General features: G+C 42.0%; 12 protein-coding genes, 4 tRNA genes and 5 pseudogenes. 14 read left to right on the forward strand and 7 right to left on the reverse strand.

The window, feature by feature from the left end; translation table 11 throughout:
• Window positions 1–2 precede the first annotated feature (2 nt).
• A pseudogene (locus AC3RV5_RS14840) lies at window positions 3–626 on the forward strand (transposase); the annotation flags it as partial.
• A 151-nt stretch (window positions 627–777) separates the two neighbouring features.
• Here AC3RV5_RS14840 and AC3RV5_RS14845 read toward each other — a convergent pair.
• The 4 genes and pseudogenes from AC3RV5_RS14845 to AC3RV5_RS14860 form a co-directional block, all read right to left on the reverse strand.
• Window positions 778–1,086 (reverse strand): annotated as a pseudogene (locus AC3RV5_RS14845) (transposase); the annotation flags it as partial.
• 342 nt (window positions 1,087–1,428) lie between these two features.
• On the reverse strand, window positions 1,429–2,862 hold the full coding sequence (locus AC3RV5_RS14850) for an efflux transporter outer membrane subunit (RefSeq protein ID WP_489728397.1): 1,434 nt from the start codon (window positions 2,860–2,862) through the stop codon (window positions 1,429–1,431).
• A 4-nt stretch (window positions 2,863–2,866) separates the two neighbouring features.
• Window positions 2,867–4,810, reverse strand: coding sequence for a MacB family efflux pump subunit (locus tag AC3RV5_RS14855; RefSeq protein WP_489728398.1), 1,944 nt, complete (start codon window positions 4,808–4,810; stop codon window positions 2,867–2,869).
• Window positions 4,811–4,813: 3 nt separating this feature from the next.
• Window positions 4,814–5,998, reverse strand: a complete 1,185-nt coding sequence (locus AC3RV5_RS14860) for an efflux RND transporter periplasmic adaptor subunit (RefSeq protein ID WP_489728399.1) — start codon at window positions 5,996–5,998, stop codon at window positions 4,814–4,816.
• 1,151 nt (window positions 5,999–7,149) lie between these two features.
• Between AC3RV5_RS14860 and AC3RV5_RS14865 the strand changes: the two genes are divergently transcribed.
• Complete coding sequence (locus AC3RV5_RS14865) at window positions 7,150–7,635, forward strand: hypothetical protein (RefSeq protein ID WP_489728400.1); 486 nt, start codon at window positions 7,150–7,152, stop codon at window positions 7,633–7,635.
• A gap of 229 nt (window positions 7,636–7,864) precedes the next feature.
• On the opposite strand, the pseudogene AC3RV5_RS14870 reads toward AC3RV5_RS14865, so the two are convergent.
• Window positions 7,865–7,972, reverse strand: a pseudogene (locus AC3RV5_RS14870) (DapH/DapD/GlmU-related protein); the annotation flags it as partial.
• Between the two features lie 198 nt (window positions 7,973–8,170).
• On the opposite strand from AC3RV5_RS14870, the gene AC3RV5_RS14875 reads away from it, so the two are divergent.
• Complete coding sequence (locus AC3RV5_RS14875) at window positions 8,171–8,650, forward strand: tyrosine-type recombinase/integrase (RefSeq protein ID WP_489728401.1); 480 nt, start codon at window positions 8,171–8,173, stop codon at window positions 8,648–8,650.
• Here AC3RV5_RS14875 and AC3RV5_RS14880 read toward each other — a convergent pair whose 3' ends face one another.
• Window positions 8,651–9,754 (reverse strand): ISAs1 family transposase, encoded by a 1,104-nt coding sequence (locus AC3RV5_RS14880; RefSeq protein ID WP_489728374.1) that lies wholly within the window; start codon window positions 9,752–9,754, stop codon window positions 8,651–8,653.
• A 736-nt stretch (window positions 9,755–10,490) separates the two neighbouring features.
• Here AC3RV5_RS14880 and AC3RV5_RS14885 point away from each other — a divergent pair.
• Together AC3RV5_RS14885 and AC3RV5_RS14890 are read left to right on the forward strand one after the other, a co-directional pair.
• Window positions 10,491–10,631 (forward strand): DUF3083 family protein, encoded by a 141-nt coding sequence (locus AC3RV5_RS14885; protein ID WP_489732172.1) that lies wholly within the window; start codon window positions 10,491–10,493, stop codon window positions 10,629–10,631.
• A gap of 204 nt (window positions 10,632–10,835) precedes the next feature.
• A pseudogene (locus AC3RV5_RS14890) lies at window positions 10,836–12,287 on the forward strand (transposase).
• A 468-nt stretch (window positions 12,288–12,755) separates the two neighbouring features.
• On the opposite strand, the gene AC3RV5_RS14895 reads toward AC3RV5_RS14890, so the two are convergent.
• Window positions 12,756–13,868: an ISAs1 family transposase gene (locus tag AC3RV5_RS14895; RefSeq protein WP_489728402.1), complete on the reverse strand. Its 1,113-nt coding sequence runs from the start codon at window positions 13,866–13,868 to the stop codon at window positions 12,756–12,758.
• Between the two features lie 123 nt (window positions 13,869–13,991).
• Here AC3RV5_RS14895 and AC3RV5_RS14900 point away from each other — a divergent pair, with 123 nt between their 5' ends.
• From AC3RV5_RS14900 to AC3RV5_RS14940, 9 genes and pseudogenes are all read left to right on the forward strand, one after another.
• Window positions 13,992–14,588, forward strand: a complete 597-nt coding sequence (locus AC3RV5_RS14900) for a DUF6515 family protein (RefSeq protein WP_489732173.1) — start codon at window positions 13,992–13,994, stop codon at window positions 14,586–14,588.
• Between the two features lie 209 nt (window positions 14,589–14,797).
• Window positions 14,798–15,778, forward strand: a pseudogene (locus tag AC3RV5_RS14905) (transposase).
• 932 nt (window positions 15,779–16,710) lie between these two features.
• Window positions 16,711–17,229 (forward strand): tyrosine-type recombinase/integrase, encoded by a 519-nt coding sequence (locus AC3RV5_RS14910; protein WP_489728403.1) that lies wholly within the window; start codon window positions 16,711–16,713, stop codon window positions 17,227–17,229.
• A gap of 67 nt (window positions 17,230–17,296) precedes the next feature.
• A complete protein-coding gene (locus AC3RV5_RS14915) occupies window positions 17,297–17,626 on the forward strand; it encodes a type II toxin-antitoxin system PrlF family antitoxin (RefSeq protein WP_489728404.1) in 330 nt (109 codons plus the stop codon).
• 2 nt (window positions 17,627–17,628) lie between these two features.
• Window positions 17,629–18,108 carry a type II toxin-antitoxin system YhaV family toxin gene (locus tag AC3RV5_RS14920; protein WP_489728405.1) on the forward strand — a complete coding sequence of 160 codons (480 nt, stop codon included), beginning with the start codon at window positions 17,629–17,631 and terminating at the stop codon, window positions 18,106–18,108.
• Between the two features lie 352 nt (window positions 18,109–18,460).
• Window positions 18,461–18,537, forward strand: a tRNA-Met gene (locus AC3RV5_RS14925).
• Window positions 18,538–18,580: 43 nt separating this feature from the next.
• Window positions 18,581–18,665: transfer RNA gene (locus tag AC3RV5_RS14930), tRNA-Leu, on the forward strand.
• 6 nt (window positions 18,666–18,671) lie between these two features.
• Window positions 18,672–18,746, forward strand: a tRNA-Gln gene (locus AC3RV5_RS14935).
• A 39-nt stretch (window positions 18,747–18,785) separates the two neighbouring features.
• Window positions 18,786–18,860 (forward strand) — tRNA-Gln (locus tag AC3RV5_RS14940).
• The last annotated feature ends 28 nt before the right edge of the window (window positions 18,861–18,888 follow it).

Genomic DNA, 18,888 nt, shown 5'->3' on the forward strand with positions numbered 1-18,888 from the left:
CTCTTACTCTACTAGCCTCAACCGTCAAAGGGCAGTTTTATTATTTGTACTTATTTGAAGATATTTTTAGCCGCAAGGTTGTGGGGTATGAAGTCTATGAGGAGGAGTGTGGCGAGCGTGCAGGTAATTTATTGCAACGCTGCATGTTACGGGAGCAATGCCTTAATATGCCGCTGGTGTTGCATTCAGACAATGGTGCGCCGATGAAAGCACAGACCATGAAGGCTAAGATGGAAGAGCTTGGCGTGCTGCCATCGTACAGCAGACCCAGAGTAAGCGATGATAATCCCTATTCAGAAGCGCTGTTCAGAACACTAAAATATCGCCCTGAGTGGCCCTCGTCTGGCTTTGCTAGTCTTGACGCTGCCAGAGACTGGGTGGAGACATTTGTTGTCTGGTATAACAACAAACATAGGCACAGCAAAATAAACTTCGTCACGCCTGCACAACGCCATAGAGGCGAGGACAAGGTAATTTTAGACAGTAGGGAGTTAGTACTGGAAAAGGCAAAAATGGCGAACCCATTACGCTGGTCTGGTGATGTCAGGAATTGCCAACCTGCAGGGCCAGTATCATTGAATCCAGAGAAGGAAAGTATAAAAAACGAGCAGAAGAATGTAGCCTAACAACATTTGGGTAAACAGTGCCAACTATCTTGAAAACCACCGTCCCCTCTCTTCTGGCATCCTTTACATGAGACATATTTCACACCTATACTGTATTTATATACAGTGTAGGTGTGATTTTTTATTGTCGGTATGCTGGAACTAGTTAGCGCAAAGAGCCTTTGTGCAAACGGTGCCAACGCTCAACCACGTCATTATCTGACCATACCTGCGATTGATTGACATCCACATGTAGCACCACATGCACATGATTGCTCATCACCGAATAGGCACAAATGTCGATAGCAAACACAGAGGCCAAAAATAACAAACGCTCCTCCACCCATCCTCTACGGTGCTCATAGCTTTGACCTGAGTAACTATCAACGCCACACAAGAAAGTACGCCGTACACAGCGAGAAACACAATGATAATAAGGAGTATCCGATAAAGATATTTGACTAGAGCGTGGTTGGGGCATGACATCAATCCTTTGATTTATTTCCTAATCAAAGCCTAGCTCGTCTTGATATTTAGTCAAATTGTTATGGGTGGCTTGATAAAAAGGTGCCAAGCCACCCATAGAAATGACCTCCAAGCAGCAGATCTAGAAAATGCGGAAGGTGAACGATAACATGACCCCATTTAAGAGCGAACTGGCCTTTGCTCAGAGCAATGGTAAACCTTGACCACAAATTTGAACAATACTTCATTACAGAGGTAGGTAGCGCGCATATGTTACAACAATTCAAACCTCACACAGATCATCAACGAATACGAGGGATGGCAAAGTCCAGAGTTTTATTTGCACTCATCATTCATATTATTTGGGTGTTGATGCTTGCGGTAATTCTGATGTTTTCATAGATGTTACCGGGGCCGCAATATCACTACCTCCGAGTGCTTGATACAATGTCGCTTGGGCACTGAACTGGTTATAACGATTAGCCAATAAGGCGACTTCAGCACTGCGCTGAGTTTCTTGGGAGTCTAACCAAACTTGAATGCTGATAGCACCATTTCGGTACTGGCTTGCGTAGATATGTTCAGCAGCTGAAGCGGCATCAAATTGTTCGCGTAATCTTTGTGCTTGATACTGATAATGTTGTCGTGCTGAAATTGCATTATCGACTTCTTTAAATGCGTTATATAAGGTTTTTCGATAGGTTACCACCGCAGATTCTACTTCGATAGTTGCGATCTCTTTATATAGCTCCATCTCATTGTATTGCAAGAATGGTAAAACTAAATTAGCGCCCAGTGTACCAATTGGATTACTTAATAAATCTTTTAGCTCTGTCGAAGATGTTCCCAACGATCCAGATAACGTTAAACTCGGTAAATATCCAGCAAAGGTTGCATCTTTTGAAGCATATGCTGACTTTAGTGCATACAGTGCAGATTTAATATCAGGTCGACGAATCAATAAATCGGAAGGCACACCTGCAGCTATAGTTGGAATATCATCATCAGGTAACTGCTCGATAAGGATCGGCATTTTTAATGGCGGCTGGTTATACAAAATTGCTAATGAATTTTGCGCCTCAATAAGCGCTTGTTGTAATTCACTATGGCTTGCTTGTTCGCCAGCCAAGCGACGCTTAGACTCGAAAACATCCAACTGAGAGACAGACCCAGATTGATATTGGCGCTCAGTAAGATCCAGGGTCTGCTGCGCATAGTCGATGCTATTTTGACTCAGTGCTAGACTCTGTTTTAGATAACCAATTTGCCAATACAATATGGCCGTTGTCGCCACTAAACTTTGGGCGGTGCTTTCTCTGTCTTCGGTACTGGCTAGGCTAGCCCATTTGGCGGCATCTATATCTGCAGAAACGCGCCCCCAAAGATCTAATTCATAACTTAATGATAAATTGGACCCATATTCGGTATAGCTAGCGCCACCATCAAACGCTTTTGATTTTGAGCCATTAATACTTGCCCCTATCTGTGGATAGCTTTCTGTCTCGCTTAATCCTGCTTGCAAACGTGCCGTACGCAAGGTCAAGGTGGCCAATGCTAAATCGTTATTGGTTGTTAATACCTGCTCAATTAATTGATTAAGCTCTGGGTTATTAAAACTCTGCCACCAAGGGTCCAATTTAACTTGTTGATTAATACTCACGCTTTGCCAACTGGCAGGAATATCCACTTCTGGTGCGACAAATTCCGTCCGTGTAATGCTACTGCAACCCGCTGCCAGTGATATACAAAGCGCCAATGGTGAGAGTTTTTGTATAAAAAATTGTTTTATCATGTTGTTATTCTCTCATTAAGGCATCAATAGGATCTAATTGCGCGGCATTATGTGCGGGTAAAAAACCAAACAATATGCCAATAAGTGTTGAGCAAGCGAATGCGGCAACAATGGAGGTGGTTGAATAAATCATTTGAAAACTTCCCCCTGTAAAAGCGAAGATCTGACCAATTAAGTAGGCAAGGCCAATACCAATAATACCGCCACACAAACAAACCAATATCGCTTCAATTAAAAACTGACGCAAAATATCACCTTGCCGAGCCCCTACGGCCATGCGCACACCAATTTCTTTCGTTCGCTCGGTGACTGAGACCAACATTATATTCATAACACCAATTCCTCCCACAATAAGTGAGATGACCGCAATAGCTGAAATCAGTAGGGTCATGGTCTGTGTGGTCTGTTCAATGCTTTCACGAATAGTATCGGTATTAATGGTATAAAAGTCTTTTGTTCCATGACGCATTTCCATTAAAGATATAATCCCTTGCTCCGCGGCATTACTCGATACCGTTTCTTTAACTCTAATGGTAATACTATCTAGATAACGCTGACCGACCATACGACCTGAAACCGTGGTATAAGGTATCCAAACATTTAATGAATCACTACTGCCAAATGCGCTGTCCTTCGCTTTTGTAACGCCAATTATTCGCACGGGTAGGTCATTAAGAAAGATAACTTCACCAATGGCGGATTGCTCTGGAAATAATGATTCTCGGGTATTGTCATCAATAACAGCCTCTTGTGCTAAATTTAAAACACTGGTTTCATCCCAGTATTGACCTTCTGCTATTTCATAGCCAAATACTCGAAAATAATCCGCGCCAACGCCATTAAAGCTGGCAGACACGGCCTGATTGGTATACCGAATAGTACCGGCAGTACTAATAGAAGGCGTTACACTATCTACATAAGACAAGACCTTAAGTGCATCACTATCTTGTGCTGTTAATGTGCGTACACTAGCCGAGCGCCTATCACCAAAACCCGTTCCAGAACGAACATCAATGGTATTGGTGCCCATGGAGCTAATATTTTCTAGTACCGATTGTTGAGAGCCCGCACCCAGCGCAACAACTGATACTACTGAAGCAATACCAATAATAATTCCAAGCATGGTTAAAAACGTACGTATTCGGTGAGACGACATAGCAACAAGCGCCATTTTTAATGCTTCGGTATATCGTTCCCAATTTAGCCAAGAAGTCGTGGGGGATTTAATCTCGGGTAGGGTGTTTTGTTCTCTAGCTTTACCGTTCAATTCATCACTGATAACTACGCCATCTTTAAGTTCTATGATCCTATCTGCAAAATTGGCTACGTCCATGTCATGGGTAACAAGAATAATGGTATGGCCATCATGATGAAGCTCTTGCAATAACTTCATCATTTCTTTACCACTTTGGCTATCTAGGGCACCTGTTGGTTCGTCGGCTAAAATAACATCGCCGCCATTCATTAATGCTCGGGCTACGCTGACTCGTTGTTGTTGGCCACCACTGAGTTGGCTGGGTTTGTGATCAAGTCGATCTGCTAAGCCCAAACGTGACAACAAACTTTCTGCTCTTACTCTACGCTGCTTTTTATCTTTTCCGGTATAAATTGCAGGCATTTCAACATTGCCCACCGCATCAAGATCGCCCAGTAGGTGATAACGTTGAAAAATAAAACCAAAATGCTCACGTCGCAATTGGGCCAGTTGATCGGCATCCATCTTCGAAGTATCTTGTCCGTTAATAAAATAACGTCCTTTAGAAGGCTTATCTAAACACCCTAAAATATTCATTAGCGTTGATTTACCCGAGCCAGACGTGCCCACGATTGCAACCATCTCTCCTCGATTGATACTAAGATCAATATCTCGCAGAACAGTTAATTCTTGATCGCCGGCGGCAAAGGAGCGGCAAACACCAGACACACTCAGTAGTACTTGTTCGCTCATGACTTAAAACCTCATTGGCATACGAGTGCCCATTTTACCACTGGAGTCTGATGAAGGAGCGGCAAGAACAATTTCATCCCCCTCTTGTAATCCTTCAGTAATTTCTGCACTGACTTTATTATTGATACCAACACTCACTGTGCGGTATTCAATTTCACCGTTCACTAAAACAGGCACTTTATAACTTGGATTGGTTCCAGAACCTGTTTGCAATATCTGCGCAGGAACAATCAGGGCATCTTTTGCTTGGCTAAGCACAATAGAAACTTGCGCAGTCATGCCAATACGCAATACACCATTAGCATTATCAACATCAAACAAGCCGTTATAGTAGATTGCATCAGAGTCACTTAAGGTCATATCGCTATCATCACCATCCATTAAGGTTGGACCGGGCTCAATTGCCCGTAATGTGGCGTTATAACGCTTATTGGGCTGACCAAGAATAGTAAAATATACTTCTTGCCCGGGTGTAACTTTAATAACATCGGCCTCGGATATTTGCGCTTTTACAGTCATTTGTTGCAAATCGGCTAATTCAACAATAGTGGGGGTTGATTGATTAGAGTTAACTGTTTGCCCGACGGTCACTGCGGTGTAGACGACTATCCCATCCATTGGCGCTTTGATTGTTGTGTAATCGAGATCAAGCTGAGCACTTTCAACATTCAGTTCTACTTGTTCTTGTTGCGCTTTTAATTGATCAAGTTCTGCTTGATAAACTAAAAGAGTTGCTTGTGCTGCTTCATAATCGGCTTGGGAGCTGGCCTGATCACTTAACATGGATTCTTGACGATTAAATTCTAGTTGGGCTTGATTAATTTGTGCTTGCTTTGCTCTATATTCAGCTTTACTACTGGTAAGTGATGCGAGCGCTTCCTTCAATGTATTTTGTTGAGTAAGGCTATCGATTTGAGCAATAAGGTCACCTTTTTTTACCTCTTGACCTAAAGACACGGGGAGATTAATAATTTGTCCTGAAACTTGAGCACCAACACTAACCAGTTTAGACGCTTGCAACATACCATTTGCTAAAACGCTATTTTCGATATCGCCACGCTGAACCTTTTCTGTCGCAAAATTTGGCGCAGGCCCGCTGCTTTCAGAAAAATAGAAAAATGCCGCTACTATTAAGAGTGAAATAGCAACGATTATAATAATCAGTTTATTTCTATTCATTTTCTTCATGATTTAATAACGCCCATAGATAAAATACTCAAAGTTATCACTCCGATAGGGTTGAAGTAACAATGTCTAAAATCAATACTAATAGAACCAAGGTTAAGGATGGGTTAACAAAAAACTAGCAAGGGGAAAATACTTGAATTTCTTCACTTTTATCACAAGAGGGAGTTTATCTGATGCATTCGTTAGATCTCCTTTCTCCTAACGGTGATGATTAGTTCTCACTCAGTCTGCACCGAATCCAGCCATAATCACAAGGTAAAGTAAATGCTGTTATTAGCGTAAATCCGTGTAATGAAGGGCGTTCCTAAATATGGGATTTGGTAGAAAACTGCACCAATTTAAGTCTAAGTGCTAACGATAGGTTTGAGTATAGGTAAAATAAAACGTCATTTTTCATAAAATGAAAATACATCCTGCCTCATATTTGCCATTTTCACCTCTCTTTTATATCCTTGAGGGAGTGAAAATCGGAAACTTTACGTCTATTACTCAACCGTTTTCACGTATTTCAGAATTCAAAACAAGCGCCTCACACTGTTGTGCAAGCCAGTTTTAAATATCGCTTTTGTTTATGATGATGAACTGCTTTTATTCAAACAGACTTATCTGAGGTGGCGCTCTACTTTGTGGAGATAATAATTCGACGACTTAGTCATTTTTCGTATTGAGGTGACTGAGTATCTTTTGGACCACTAATGGATCTTCGATGCTCGCTATAACTTTAACCGCACCACCGCATTGCTCACAGGTTTCTATTTCTATTCCCAAAAACCGTTTAAGTCTTTGCGCCAGGTTATCGATTGGTGTTTTTACACTGCATGTCGGATCTGCCGTCCATTGCAGTTGGAACTCCTAATGTCTTCTTTTCGCTCGCTGTTGTCGCAAGGAAATTGGCAAAAATCGGCCTAAAGAGGACCTTACACCAATTACACTCGTATGGCCGCAGATCAGACAAACCAGCCTGTTTACTAAGTGGTTAAGGCATGGCTTTGTAAAGTTTATGTATAGGTCAAAAATTAGAATCAAAAGCACGTTATGATCGGTTTTAGTGGTGGGTTGCACAAGGCTTAATAGGGACCGCTGCAATCCATTTTACACTTAGGGTTTTAGATCTTAATTTAAAAATCTCTCTTTCACTTTGGAATACCATCATGCTTCTGCGTTTCAATTTATTACTCCTACTTTTATCACTATGCTTAATCGCTTGTTCAAGTAAACCAGAGTACGACAAAGGGGAGCCTAATCAATTCAGCACTGATATTCATTCCGATGGCTCAAAACGTTTTACATTGTCTATGACCTATGCAACCGAAAAACCTAAGGGTGAACGAGGTGAAAACAAACGCTCTGGTAAAAGAGGAGAGGGTGAACGTTCAGGCAAAGGTAGAGGTGGTCGCGGACAATCAGGTCAAAAACGCGATGAAAAGCAAGAGAGCTTGCCTGAATATGCTGAGTACATTTCAGACGATGAAAAACGTGAGTCTATTATTACATTGCTAGAGGAAAAAATAGCTGAAACTGGCTATTGTAGACTTGGGTACATTGAATTAGATTTTTCGCAAATGCCTGAAATAACCGAAATAACAGGTGAGTGTGTTGAAAGCGCCTCAGACCAAGATAAGCAACAGTGGGATTAGTGAATTGGCATAGCACTTTGTGTCTCAATCTTTAGGCAATAGTGTTGATTGTCAGCCATGGCCATAGCGTTTTTTAAGGCCATTTTTACCGTTGCGATTTCTGTTTGCTTAAGCAAAATCTATGGTGCCGGCCGTGAGGCGGATCTTAATCAGATACAACACACAACAAGTGGAAAAAGGTTTGTAGGGAGATAAGGCAACCCCAGACTAGGGTTGCCTCTGCAATCAATTAATCGTTGCTATGTAAGCTGGCGTTTAGGCCGCCCCATTTAGATGAATCTGCTACTACGGCTTCCACTACACCGGTTTGACTGTTGCGGCGGAATAATAATCCATTCTTTGTTGTCGTAAGGTTCAACAAACACGTTGTTACGTTATGTCGGAGAGGCTGAAATAAGTGTAAAAAATCCTGACAGTATGATTTATCAGTTTTTGAAACCGTCATTTAAAAGGAGCTTTCGTCCGCTTTGTCGGAAAAAACGACCACCTGAAAATCATCCATACTTGATAGTCCCATTATTAAAGGATAACTATAATGTATCAAATAATTCCTTACGTACCAAAACCAAGCTGGAATAAAGGCAAACTTGTCGGGCAGAAATTACCTCTGAAGCTTGAGGAAATATGGTCTATTCGTACAAGGTTAGATATTAGTAATAACCTCCAAGAGTTGACGATGTTTAATTTGGCACTGGATAGCAAACTTAGAGCCTGTGATTTTATTAAATTGAAAGTACGTGACATCGCTCATGGAACAAATGTCCAATCACGAGCGATGTTGATTCAACAAAAAACAGGAAAACCCGTTCAATTTGAGATAACGCCAAAAACTAAAACAACTATTACTACTTGGATAAAATCCAACGGCTTAAAAAGTGACGACTATCTTTTTGCGAGCAGAGTAAAAGATCACGAGCATCTTTCAACTCGGCAGTATTCCAGAATAGTAAAACGCTGGGTTTTGAGTATTGGACTTGATGCTACTGCTTATGCAGGGCGCGAGCGAACTTTGTAACTAATTTGTAAACAACACATCATGACGATAGTTCTCGTCCCATGCCGCCTTGTTCATCTTGCGTGGCATGCTCTGTTTCCCATTGTCTCGCCTGAGTAAATTCAATACGAAACGCCTTACTGTCGCCATATTCTGCGCGGCCTTGCGTGTGTAAATGGTTTGAGCATCTTCTCTGAATACAACGTCTAGCACCCAGTGCTGACGATTTTCAGTGTCCCAGTGACGACGTGTGGCATCCGCTGCCAGGGCTAAGGGGAGGTGGGTGGTGCAAGCAAAATAAGCGGTTTCGTGACTGACTTTATTCGCTATCTTGCGGGTTCTAACGACCGCGATAACGCTTTCTAACATTGACCACTTTATCTTGAGTGCCTCGCCAAGAGTAGCAGGCAGGCTATATACACAACGAGACTCTTCCCGGCCATGACCTTTATTCTCACTTGCCTCTGCGATGTGGTCCTGGGTTTGAGATTGTTGCCAGTATGCCTGAAATGCCCCATCTATCTGATTGAATAAGGCGTCCTGGTTTTTTTTGACTTGTACGAGTGCATCGCCGCCGCGTTTTTTGATCAAGCTCAGTGTGTCACTTTGGCAGTGCAGTGCATCCATCGTCACAATGCAATCCTGGATATCCAGTGCATCAAGCAGATCACACACCGCTTGAATTTCCTGACCTTTGCCTTGTGTGGCACTATGATAGAGCACTAAGCCTTGCTGCACATCAAAGGCTGAGACAATACTCAGGGGCGAGGCTTTACCACTGCGCTCGACACCCCGAATATCTTTCCCATCTAATGCAATTAATGGCTTGCCATGGCGGGTGCGCCGCACATTCGCCCACTTGACTAAGGCACCGACAAAGCTATCCGGCACGACAGCACGGACTATCTTGGCGATGTTATGCCGGGTGGGTATGCCATTCTCATAAGGCAAATAGCGGCGTAACCAGTCAAGATTGCCGTCACCGAAATCTTGTATATCTGACCACCCTTTCTGGCCACAGGCTAAAGCCGCCACCACTAGGAACATGATTTCCAGTAACGGATATGTTTGATTAATATGCGAGCGTGTCTCTTGAACGTCTTTTAAGCAGTCGATGAGTTCCATATGATAATACCGATTGGGGAAAGTTGACGATCTGATCGACCCTCAAGCAAAAAGTTCCAGACTGTTTATATCAATAGGTGATCGATAGATGACTAATTATAACCTAAAGTTTGATCCCGCCCTGTGGGCTAGATAGGTAACCCAGAACACCAAGATGTAGTTGCTGCAGTTGAAAAAGGTATTGAAATTATAGTAAAGCGGCTGGGGTATTAGCCGTTGATAAAGTATTAGCTGAAGGGCAGCTAAAGGCGCTAGTTTATAGGTGTTGGTGTAGATGCCAGCTTACTGGCAACGTCAGTAAATAACTTAGTTCATCAGTTTTTACTGATTAACGAACGGGTAATTTAACTGCGGGTTATTAAGTTTTGGATGATAAGTAAAAATATTATATCGTCTCTAATGCATTAAGTAAGTTGAAATGTTTTTATATATTACAATTATAAACAACCAAATTAAAGTCGGTGCTTGCAACTATAATCTACGTATCTTTCGTATACAATAAGCTGTATAAAAAATATTAATAAATAGGTAGTCATATGTCCATATCACGTAATAGAAATGCACATCATAAAGTTTATATTCCAGCTAACGCACGTGAAAATCAGTATATAATGGCTAGAGTTACATTATCAGATGAAAATATGCCAATATAATTGATGATAATGCAGCCTTAGCTTATGAAAAATTTTATCAAAAGTTATCAACAATTTTTTTTAAAGTTATTGATAGTTTAAGCATTGAAAGCAGCCATTTTATTGCTAATGATAAGTTTATCCGTGTGCGTTTTAGCCCTGAGAAAATAATATCAGAAACTAATCAACAGTTATTATTTCTATATCATACTAGTCAAAGCGCGATCCGACAATGCGGTCATTAGCACTAAGAATTTTATGTGTGTATTTTGCTACTAAACCCCATCTTTAGGAACGCCCCTTATCAGTCAGGTTTGTGCCAAATTGTAGTTATTGGCGTCATTAGTTTCTCATCCGTTAATGCCCGTATCTTTGCGCATAAAGTTTCAGAATACCGACAATAAAAAAACACACCTATACTGTATATAAATACAGTATAGGTGTGAAATATGTCTCATGTAAAGGATGCCAGAAGAGAGGGGACATTAAAGTATGAACGTCATAAACCAGAGCAAACCCTTCTTTATCAAATTATTGAAAAGTATTACCCGCAGTTTTTAACCCACATGGGGCAACAAGATAAAGGTTTACCCAAGTATGTGCGGTCGTTTGGAATATGGTTTTTTGCGAGTTCGTTGTGAAGATTGTCATTGTGAACATCTGGTTGCGTTCAGTTGTAAACGCAGAGGTTTTTGTCCGAGTTGTGGTGCGCGACGAATGGCAGAAAGCGCCGCCTTGCTGGTTGATGATGTGTTGCCCCATGAGCCAATTAGGCAATGGGTATTGAGCTTTCCTTTTCAACTGAGATTTTTGTTTGCCAGCTATCCTCAGATCATGGGAAAAGTACTGGGTATTGTGTATCGTACACTTGCCACCCATATCACTAAAAAAGCAGGCTACAACAAACAGACGGCACAAACGGGTGCGGTCACACTGATCCAACGATTTGGCCCAGCGCTGAACTTAAATATTCATTTTCATATGCTCTACCTCGATGGTGTATATACCGAAGATAACTATGGTAAAACGCGGTTTCACCCGATAAAAGCCCCGACAAAAAGTGAATTGAATAGTCTGACCCACCGTATTAGCCAGCGTGTAGCGGGTTTTCTTGAGCGCGAGGGTCTGTTAGTGAGGGATATGGACAATGACTACCTAGCTTTGGATGGGCTGGAAGACGCTCCGATGTTGCAAATTCACGGGTATTCCATTACTTATCGTATCGCTACAGGCAAACAGCAAGGACGAAAGGTCTTTACCTTACAAACCATTGCACCTATGCCAGAGCAAGGGCTTGGGTCAGGCTGTGCCGCAAATGTGGCAGGCTTCAGTCTCCATGCAGGTGTCATGAGCAACGCACAGGATAGGTGTAAACTCGAAAGACTGTGCCGTTATATTACCCGCTCTGGGGTATCAGAAAAAAGGTTGGCAATAACGACTCACGGCAAGGTTCGTTACCAACTCAAAACACCCTACGGTGACGGCACCACTCATGTGATTTTTGAACCCTTGGATTTTATTGCTCGTTTAGCGGCGCTGGTGCCCAAACCCAGAGTTAATCTGACGCGTTTTCATGGTGTGTTTGTGCGGGGTGGCCTCCACCAAACAGTCGACACCGCGTGACAATAACACCGGCTAAACAAGTATTGCCGACAGGGCAAGGCAAAACAGGGACACAAAAGCACAAGTCGATGACCTGGGCGCAAAGACTTAAACGGGTTTTTGGAATAGAAATAGAAACCTGTGAGCAATGCGGTGGTGCGGTTAAGGTTATAGCGAGCATCGAAGATCCATTAGTGATCCAAAAGATACTCAGTCACCTTAATACAAAAAATGACGACGTCGTCGAATTATTGCCCCCACAAAGTAGAGCGCCACCTCAGATAAGTCTGTTTGAATAAAAGCAGTTCATCATCATAAACAAAAGCAATATTTAAAACTGGTTTGCACAACAGTGGGAGGCGCTTGTTTTGAATTCTGAAATACGTGAAAACGGTTGAGTAATAGACTAAAAACAACCGATTTTCACTCACTCAAGGATATTAAAGAGAGGTAAATATGGCAAATATGAGGCAAGATGTATTTTAATTTTATGAAAAATGACGTTTTATTTTACCTATACTCTGTCTGCTGAGGTTTTTTCACGAACTGATAAATAGTGTTGGGAAATGGTTTGGTTTAAGTAAGTAAAGCGCAAAGGTAAGTCAATAAATCTAACCGTTGTGTAAAGGTTAAGTAAACAGAAGCATTAGTCAGTTTATATTCAGTTTGCCAGCCTAATATTCATCGTGAAGTTAATTAGTTTAAAAAGGAAACACGATGAGATTTACCATCCTATTACCCACGGCAAGAGCGTGAATGCCTAATTATCACTCAACTAACTCGGATCCCGCTAAAAATATAGCCTCAAGGTAATCAGTATCCATTGCAGCCATGCGTTGTTTACGTCTTACACTGGCTTTTCTGCTCGTATCAACTTTTATCAGATTAATCCCGATATGCCTTAGGCGGGCGATATTCTCTGCTCCATCACCACGGTATATTTGACAGTTATCTTCTCGCATCGCTGTGTCCAGCACCCAGTGCAACTTACTTTCGATACCCCAGTGGCCTCGTGCCGCTTTACCAAATTGTTCTGCTGTCAGCAGGGTAGAGCTAATGTAATAGCGGTACTCTAATGACTCTTTTTGACCATTATGCTGGTAGTTTATCGCCATACCAATGCTCGTTAAGCCTGCCCAATCAGGGAATGCCTTGGCGATATCGCCTCCATCTAGCAAGTGATATTCACGGGCTTCAACCCGACCATGTCCTTTCTCCATATGCAGGGTAGATGCTTTATTCGCACAGGCGAAGGCCTGTTTGATGCTATCGTACAACCGCTGCTGATTGCCTTTGACCGCAATCAGGTAATCCGCCCCTTTATCTATGATGGTCTTGGTTATTTTATGTTGGCATCCCATGGCGTCAATGGTGATAAGGCAACCTTTGATATCCAGCAAATTGAGTAAATCCGGAATGGCTGTGATTTCATTCGACTTGGCGTCGGTTTTAGTCTGCCCGATAACCACGCCATTAGCAGTGGCAAAGGCACTGACCATGTGAATGGCAGATTGTCGGTCATGACGATTATATGAGCTGCGTAAACACTTGCCATCCACCGCGACCACTTCCCCTTCGCTCAGCTTCACCACCTCTTTCATCCAGCGAATAAAGGTCGATTGCAATGCACTGGGGTCTATCCTTGAAATAAGACGGGCTATCGTATCGTGAACAGGCAACCCATCTTTAAATAATCCCAAACCCTGTAGCCAGGTTAATCTGGCTTTACCGAAATCTTCAATATCCTCCCAGCCCTCGCAACCAGTGATGATGGCGCAAATAGATAAGAACAATACATCGTAAAGGGGATAGCTTATTTTCGCGGTTTGGCGAGGGTCTTTTACATCAGCGAAGTGTCGGGCAAATACATCGATTGTCATGGTTGGTCTCCCAAAAGGGAGTATAAGATCACAGCGACAGCAGCCCGTCAAATAATGTTGTTTTTGTTCAAAAAACGTTCATGATCTTGCCGTGTCCTATTACCCATGGTCATAAGTTTGGCTGTGTTGCCAAATATCAGCTTTGCTCAGAATAAAGACACCCTGCAGCATAAAGTTGTTCAGCAACATCAAAACAAACACCGAGCGCCGGCTGTTAATAAACGGGTGGTATATAAAACTGGGGCTGTGATACGTAAAGCACCTACAAATGGGCTTGCACTGCGTTTTGGTGGTGTATCTTTTATCTTCAACGAGGGCTTATATTATCGCCATGTGAATCAAGTCTATACTGTCGTCCGTCCGCCAGTTGGTTTGAGGGTCAACTATCTACCTAATGGATACGAACATATTATTATTAAGGGTCGCCCTTATTATTTCCTGCAAGGTATTTATTATGTTTTTGATAATGGGGATTACCGAGTAATAGAAGAGCCAATTAGCGATGTTATTGATAGCGATAGTCCCTCGCAGATTCTTGTTCAGTCAGTTGAAACTGCATCCAATACTAGTTTTCAGCTTGGTAAAGCATATAATTCACTGCCTCAAGGTGCACAGTCAGTCATAGTTAACGACCAACAATACTTCAAATATCATGATATTTACTTTCTGCCTCAATCATCAGGCAACAGTGTTCACTATTTAGCTGTGAAGTTGGAATAGTGAGTATTAGTGACTTAAATACCCATTGCAATTCAATCAATGATTATGGCTAGTTTGCAGTGTAGTTATGAAGGAAATAGGATTAGATAGTACGAGTATTATTAAACAGCTAAAGCAAACAGCTAAAGCAGACACCCACTTTAAAATATAGCAAAAAAGCGCTCATGAACTAAGCTTAAAGGTACTCACATAACCAAGGATGGTCTGTCATGCCTCAACCACGTAAAAACCAAATCAGTTTAATCGATACCCCGTTTTATCATTGTGTTTCCCGCTGTGTCCGCCGTTCTTTTTTGTGTGGTAAAGACAAATTTACAGGGCAAAGTTATGAGCATCGTAGAGCTTGGGTAGAGAAGCGTTTGTTGTTTTTATCTTCGGTATTTTCTATCGATATTTGCGCCTATGCCGTCATGAGTAATCATACCCATGTGGTGCTGTGTGTTGACAAAGACATGGCTGAGAGTTGGTCGATGGAGGAAGTCATAAGGCGCTGGCATCAACTGTATCAAGGCACGTTATTGACTCAAAAATTTCAAAGAGAGGACAAACTCAGCAAAGGTGAATGGTTCAGTTTAGAAGAGACCGTGACGGTTTATCGCCAGCGTTTATATGATATTAGTTGGCTGATGCGTAATCTCAATGAGCACATTGCCCGTGAGGCGAACAAAGAAGATAACTGCACAGGTCGGTTCTGGGAAGGGCGATTTAAATCCCAAGCGTTGTTAGATGAAACGGCGGTGTTAGCCTGTATGGCTTATGTAGACTTAAATCCGATACGAGCCAAAATGGAGACCACACCAGAAACCTCAAAACACACCAGTATTCAACAACGCATTCATGCACTTATCAAAGGAGAGCAACCCAAAAAACTCATGCGCTTTGTAGGCAATCGCAGACAAGATATGCCTAAAGGTATTGCTTACAGCTTGATTGATTATTGTGAATTGGTGGATTCAACGGGTTGATGTATTCGAAATGACAAAGCAGGTTATATCGAGCAACACCACCACCCCATTTTAGAGCGACTCGGCCTTAACTCAGAGCAATGGGTGACGCTAACAACTGAGTTTGAACAACACTTCAGCACAGCAGTAGGCGCTGAGCATATGTTACAACATTTCAAACAACACACCGACCATCAACGCATACGAGGGATGGCAAAGGCCAGAGCCTTGCTTCAGTCAGCCTAAGCTTCAAACAGATTTACACTACAGTCCCTCAAAAAACGTGACTCAATCATGCTGCCTGCAATTTGAGCTAAGTCACGTTTTTAAGAACATTTTTCTAACCCAATCCTAAATAAGTTCACCACTCCACTGAAAAACTTAAAATTGAGCAAGCAGTTACCACTTTTTACTTGTTGATTTTGCTTGTGATTGGTTACTTTATTATTTTGGGTGTCTACTTAAGCTTCTAAGCTTCTACTCTTTATTATTTTGGGTGTCTACTTAAGCTTCTACTTAAGCTTGCGTTAACTTTTGAAGAAGCAGGGTTTTACTTCTATTAAACCTAATATGCGGTGTGACATATTTGACTAATAAGGGAAAAATATTAAATCCAAATATCAACTTTGTGCCAAACGCGAAGTATTATCGATCAACAAAAATGGATTGAAAACACTCTCATAATTTCACAGTTGCTTATGACCGCTATTGGTCAAAATCTACTTTTTTTAACTAGAACCTTATGACGGCTATAGGCCGTTTGCTGACCTAAAACTTGGAAACTTGTATGTTAGTTTTAAGTCAAAATACTCCCACAAAACTCGAAGCTTGAATGGCTCCTTTGTTCGATTTCTTGCCAGTCACTGTTGATTGCACAATGTCCGTTTTACGCTTATAGAAAATCATATGTAAAAATAATTGACAGTCTGCTAACGGGAACGATTTTTTAACAGCGACGATCCGCAAATGGCACTAAACCGTCTTTAAACCTTAATCAGGTCGTACATTAGCAGAATGTAAGATTAAGACTTAATTCATCAGCTAGGATTTTTTTCTTGGTAGAATTATTAAAATTTCCTGAATCATTCATATAAAAACGAGCCGTGAGTGGATCATAGTATCGCGCCTGCATATACAGTAATCGATTTTATGATCCGTGTTTTACGCCTGTATTTGTGGTGGACAGAGTAATACTAGAGGTGTTTTATGCGACAGGGATTAGACGTACTGAATTGCTCTTTCTCGATATTGATGACGTGAATCTGACTGAATGGCCACTCAGAGTTAATCGGGGTAAAGGTAACAAGGAGCGTATTGTGCCGATAAGTGCAAGAGCTTGCGAATGGATAGCGGTATATCTGAGTAAAGTACGGCCTCGTATGTCCTTTATTGTCTCTGGCAGCACGCTGTTCTTAGCGAACAATGGAAAGCGGTATTCACCGGGAAAACTTTCTGAAATAGTTGCCAGATACGTGAAGTTAAGTGGCATGAAGCGTGGCGGTGCTTGTCATCTGTTTCCCCATGCCACTGCTACCATTATGTTGGACAACGGTGCTGAGCTTCGACATGTGCAAGAAATGCTAGGCCATGCAAATATCTCAACTACGCAGATATACACCCATGTATCTCGCGTGAAATTAACTGAGGTATACAACAAAAGCCATCCATCAGCGTTAAGTGATCAACGCTTGTATTGATGAAATATTAGCAATGGCAATGCAAATGCATTACCATTGCTAAGTTCACTTTATTTAGGAGATAGTTATGCCAAAATTACCTTTGGAATCTGAGTCTACTCTTACTGAGCGTTTTCAAACGACTGTACCTAGTGTTGTGCGTAAAGCCTTGCACTTGGGCAAGAAGGATAAAATAAAGTTTACTGTACAGGCGGATGGGAACGTCACTTTGTCTCGTGTCCAGAAAGAGAATGCTGACCCTGCACTTAATGCATTTTTGTCTTTTCTAGGAAACGACATACAAAGTCACCCAGAAAATATTCAACCACTCAGCATATTGATGAAGAACAAGGCAGAGTCATTGATTGTAGGCGTCGATATTGACTTCGACGCAACGCTATTAGATGAAGACGAATAACTTTGTCTGACGTAGAACCCACTGTTGTAAATGGTTGGACTCTCTATGCTCACCCTTTATTTGTTGAGCAGTATGAGACATTGACTCAGGAAGTGGCCACGCTAAAAGCAAAAGACCCCAAAGGCTACGTGAAGAAAAATACCACCAAGCGGTTGGCTGCTATTCACAAACTAGCCTTCGATATTATTCCTCAAGACCCAACCAAGCCAGATTATCGACAAGGCACGACTTTAGGTGAAAACAATAAACATTGGTTTAGAGCCAAATTCTTCCAACAGTACAGACTGTTCTTTCGGTATCACCAACAATCAAAAGTCATTATCTATGCATGGGTAAATGATGAAGGCACTAAACGAGCTTATGAGAGTAAACATGATGCTTATAAAACCTTCGCGAAGATGCTACTGTCTGGCAATCCACCTGACGATTGGAATGCTCTTTTAAAATCTACGTCACCCGCCAAGAAAACATCTAAGTTATGAGTTTACATCTGGTATCAAAATTATCCTCCTTAGCCGTAGCCGAAAAAACCGCTAGGCAAATGGAATATCAGTGGCAAACACGTATCTGAGCCAAGTTGCCGAGATTACGAAAGCTACCACCAAAAAACTGGACGCGCAGTTTCACCCTTTAAGTATGCCTGGCTTAAAAGCCATTAGTGCAACCCTGGTGTAAAAAATACCAAAAAACTATAATATCCTCCGGTGTCGGCAATATTTATGATCCACCTGTTTAGTATCTGAGCAAACGGTCCGGTTAAGCAAAAAAACGGTTGACGACTAAATGCCAGATCAGCATAATACGCGCCACTTCCGAGAGGTAGTGACAAGAAATGGCTACATAGCTCAGTTGGTTAGAGCACATCACTCATAATGATGGGGTCGCAGGTTCGAATCCCGCTGTAGCCACCATTTCTTTGTTTTCACAGTTTATGCTGTGACAATAGTGAAATATGCGGGAGTGGTGGAATTGGTAGACACGCTGGATTTAGGTTCCAGTGCTTCACGGCGTGAGAGTTCAAGTCTCTCCTTCCGCACCATATTGTTGGGATATCGCCAAGTGGTAAGGCAACGGGTTTTGATCCCGTCATTCGTTGGTTCGAATCCAGCTATCCCAGCCATTTTTTTTGTGAATAGATACAGCAGGTATCTGTTACTCTTGGGATATCGCCAAGTGGTAAGGCAACGGGTTTTGATCCCGTCATTCGTTGGTTCGAATCCAGCTATCCCAGCCATATTTGGTGAATTATATTCACCTAACAT

The organism is Paraglaciecola sp. IT1134, assembly GCF_058068185.1.

Excerpts from the sequence above, each read along its gene's own strand:
- AC3RV5_RS14855 (WP_489728398.1), bottom strand. The coding sequence starts at position 4,810 with ATGAGCGAACAAGTACTACTGAGTGTGTCTGGTGTTTGCCGCTCCTTT.
- AC3RV5_RS14875 (WP_489728401.1), top strand. The coding sequence starts at position 8,171 with ATGTATCAAATAATTCCTTACGTACCAAAACCAAGCTGGAATAAAGGC.
- AC3RV5_RS14865 (WP_489728400.1), top strand. The coding sequence starts at position 7,150 with ATGCTTCTGCGTTTCAATTTATTACTCCTACTTTTATCACTATGCTTA.
- AC3RV5_RS14850 (WP_489728397.1), bottom strand. The coding sequence starts at position 2,862 with ATGATAAAACAATTTTTTATACAAAAACTCTCACCATTGGCGCTTTGT.
- AC3RV5_RS14895 (WP_489728402.1), bottom strand. The coding sequence starts at position 13,868 with ATGACAATCGATGTATTTGCCCGACACTTCGCTGATGTAAAAGACCCT.
- AC3RV5_RS14915 (WP_489728404.1), top strand. The coding sequence starts at position 17,297 with ATGCCAAAATTACCTTTGGAATCTGAGTCTACTCTTACTGAGCGTTTT.
- AC3RV5_RS14860 (WP_489728399.1), bottom strand. The coding sequence starts at position 5,998 with ATGAAGAAAATGAATAGAAATAAACTGATTATTATAATCGTTGCTATT.
- AC3RV5_RS14880 (WP_489728374.1), bottom strand. The coding sequence starts at position 9,754 with ATGGAACTCATCGACTGCTTAAAAGACGTTCAAGAGACACGCTCGCAT.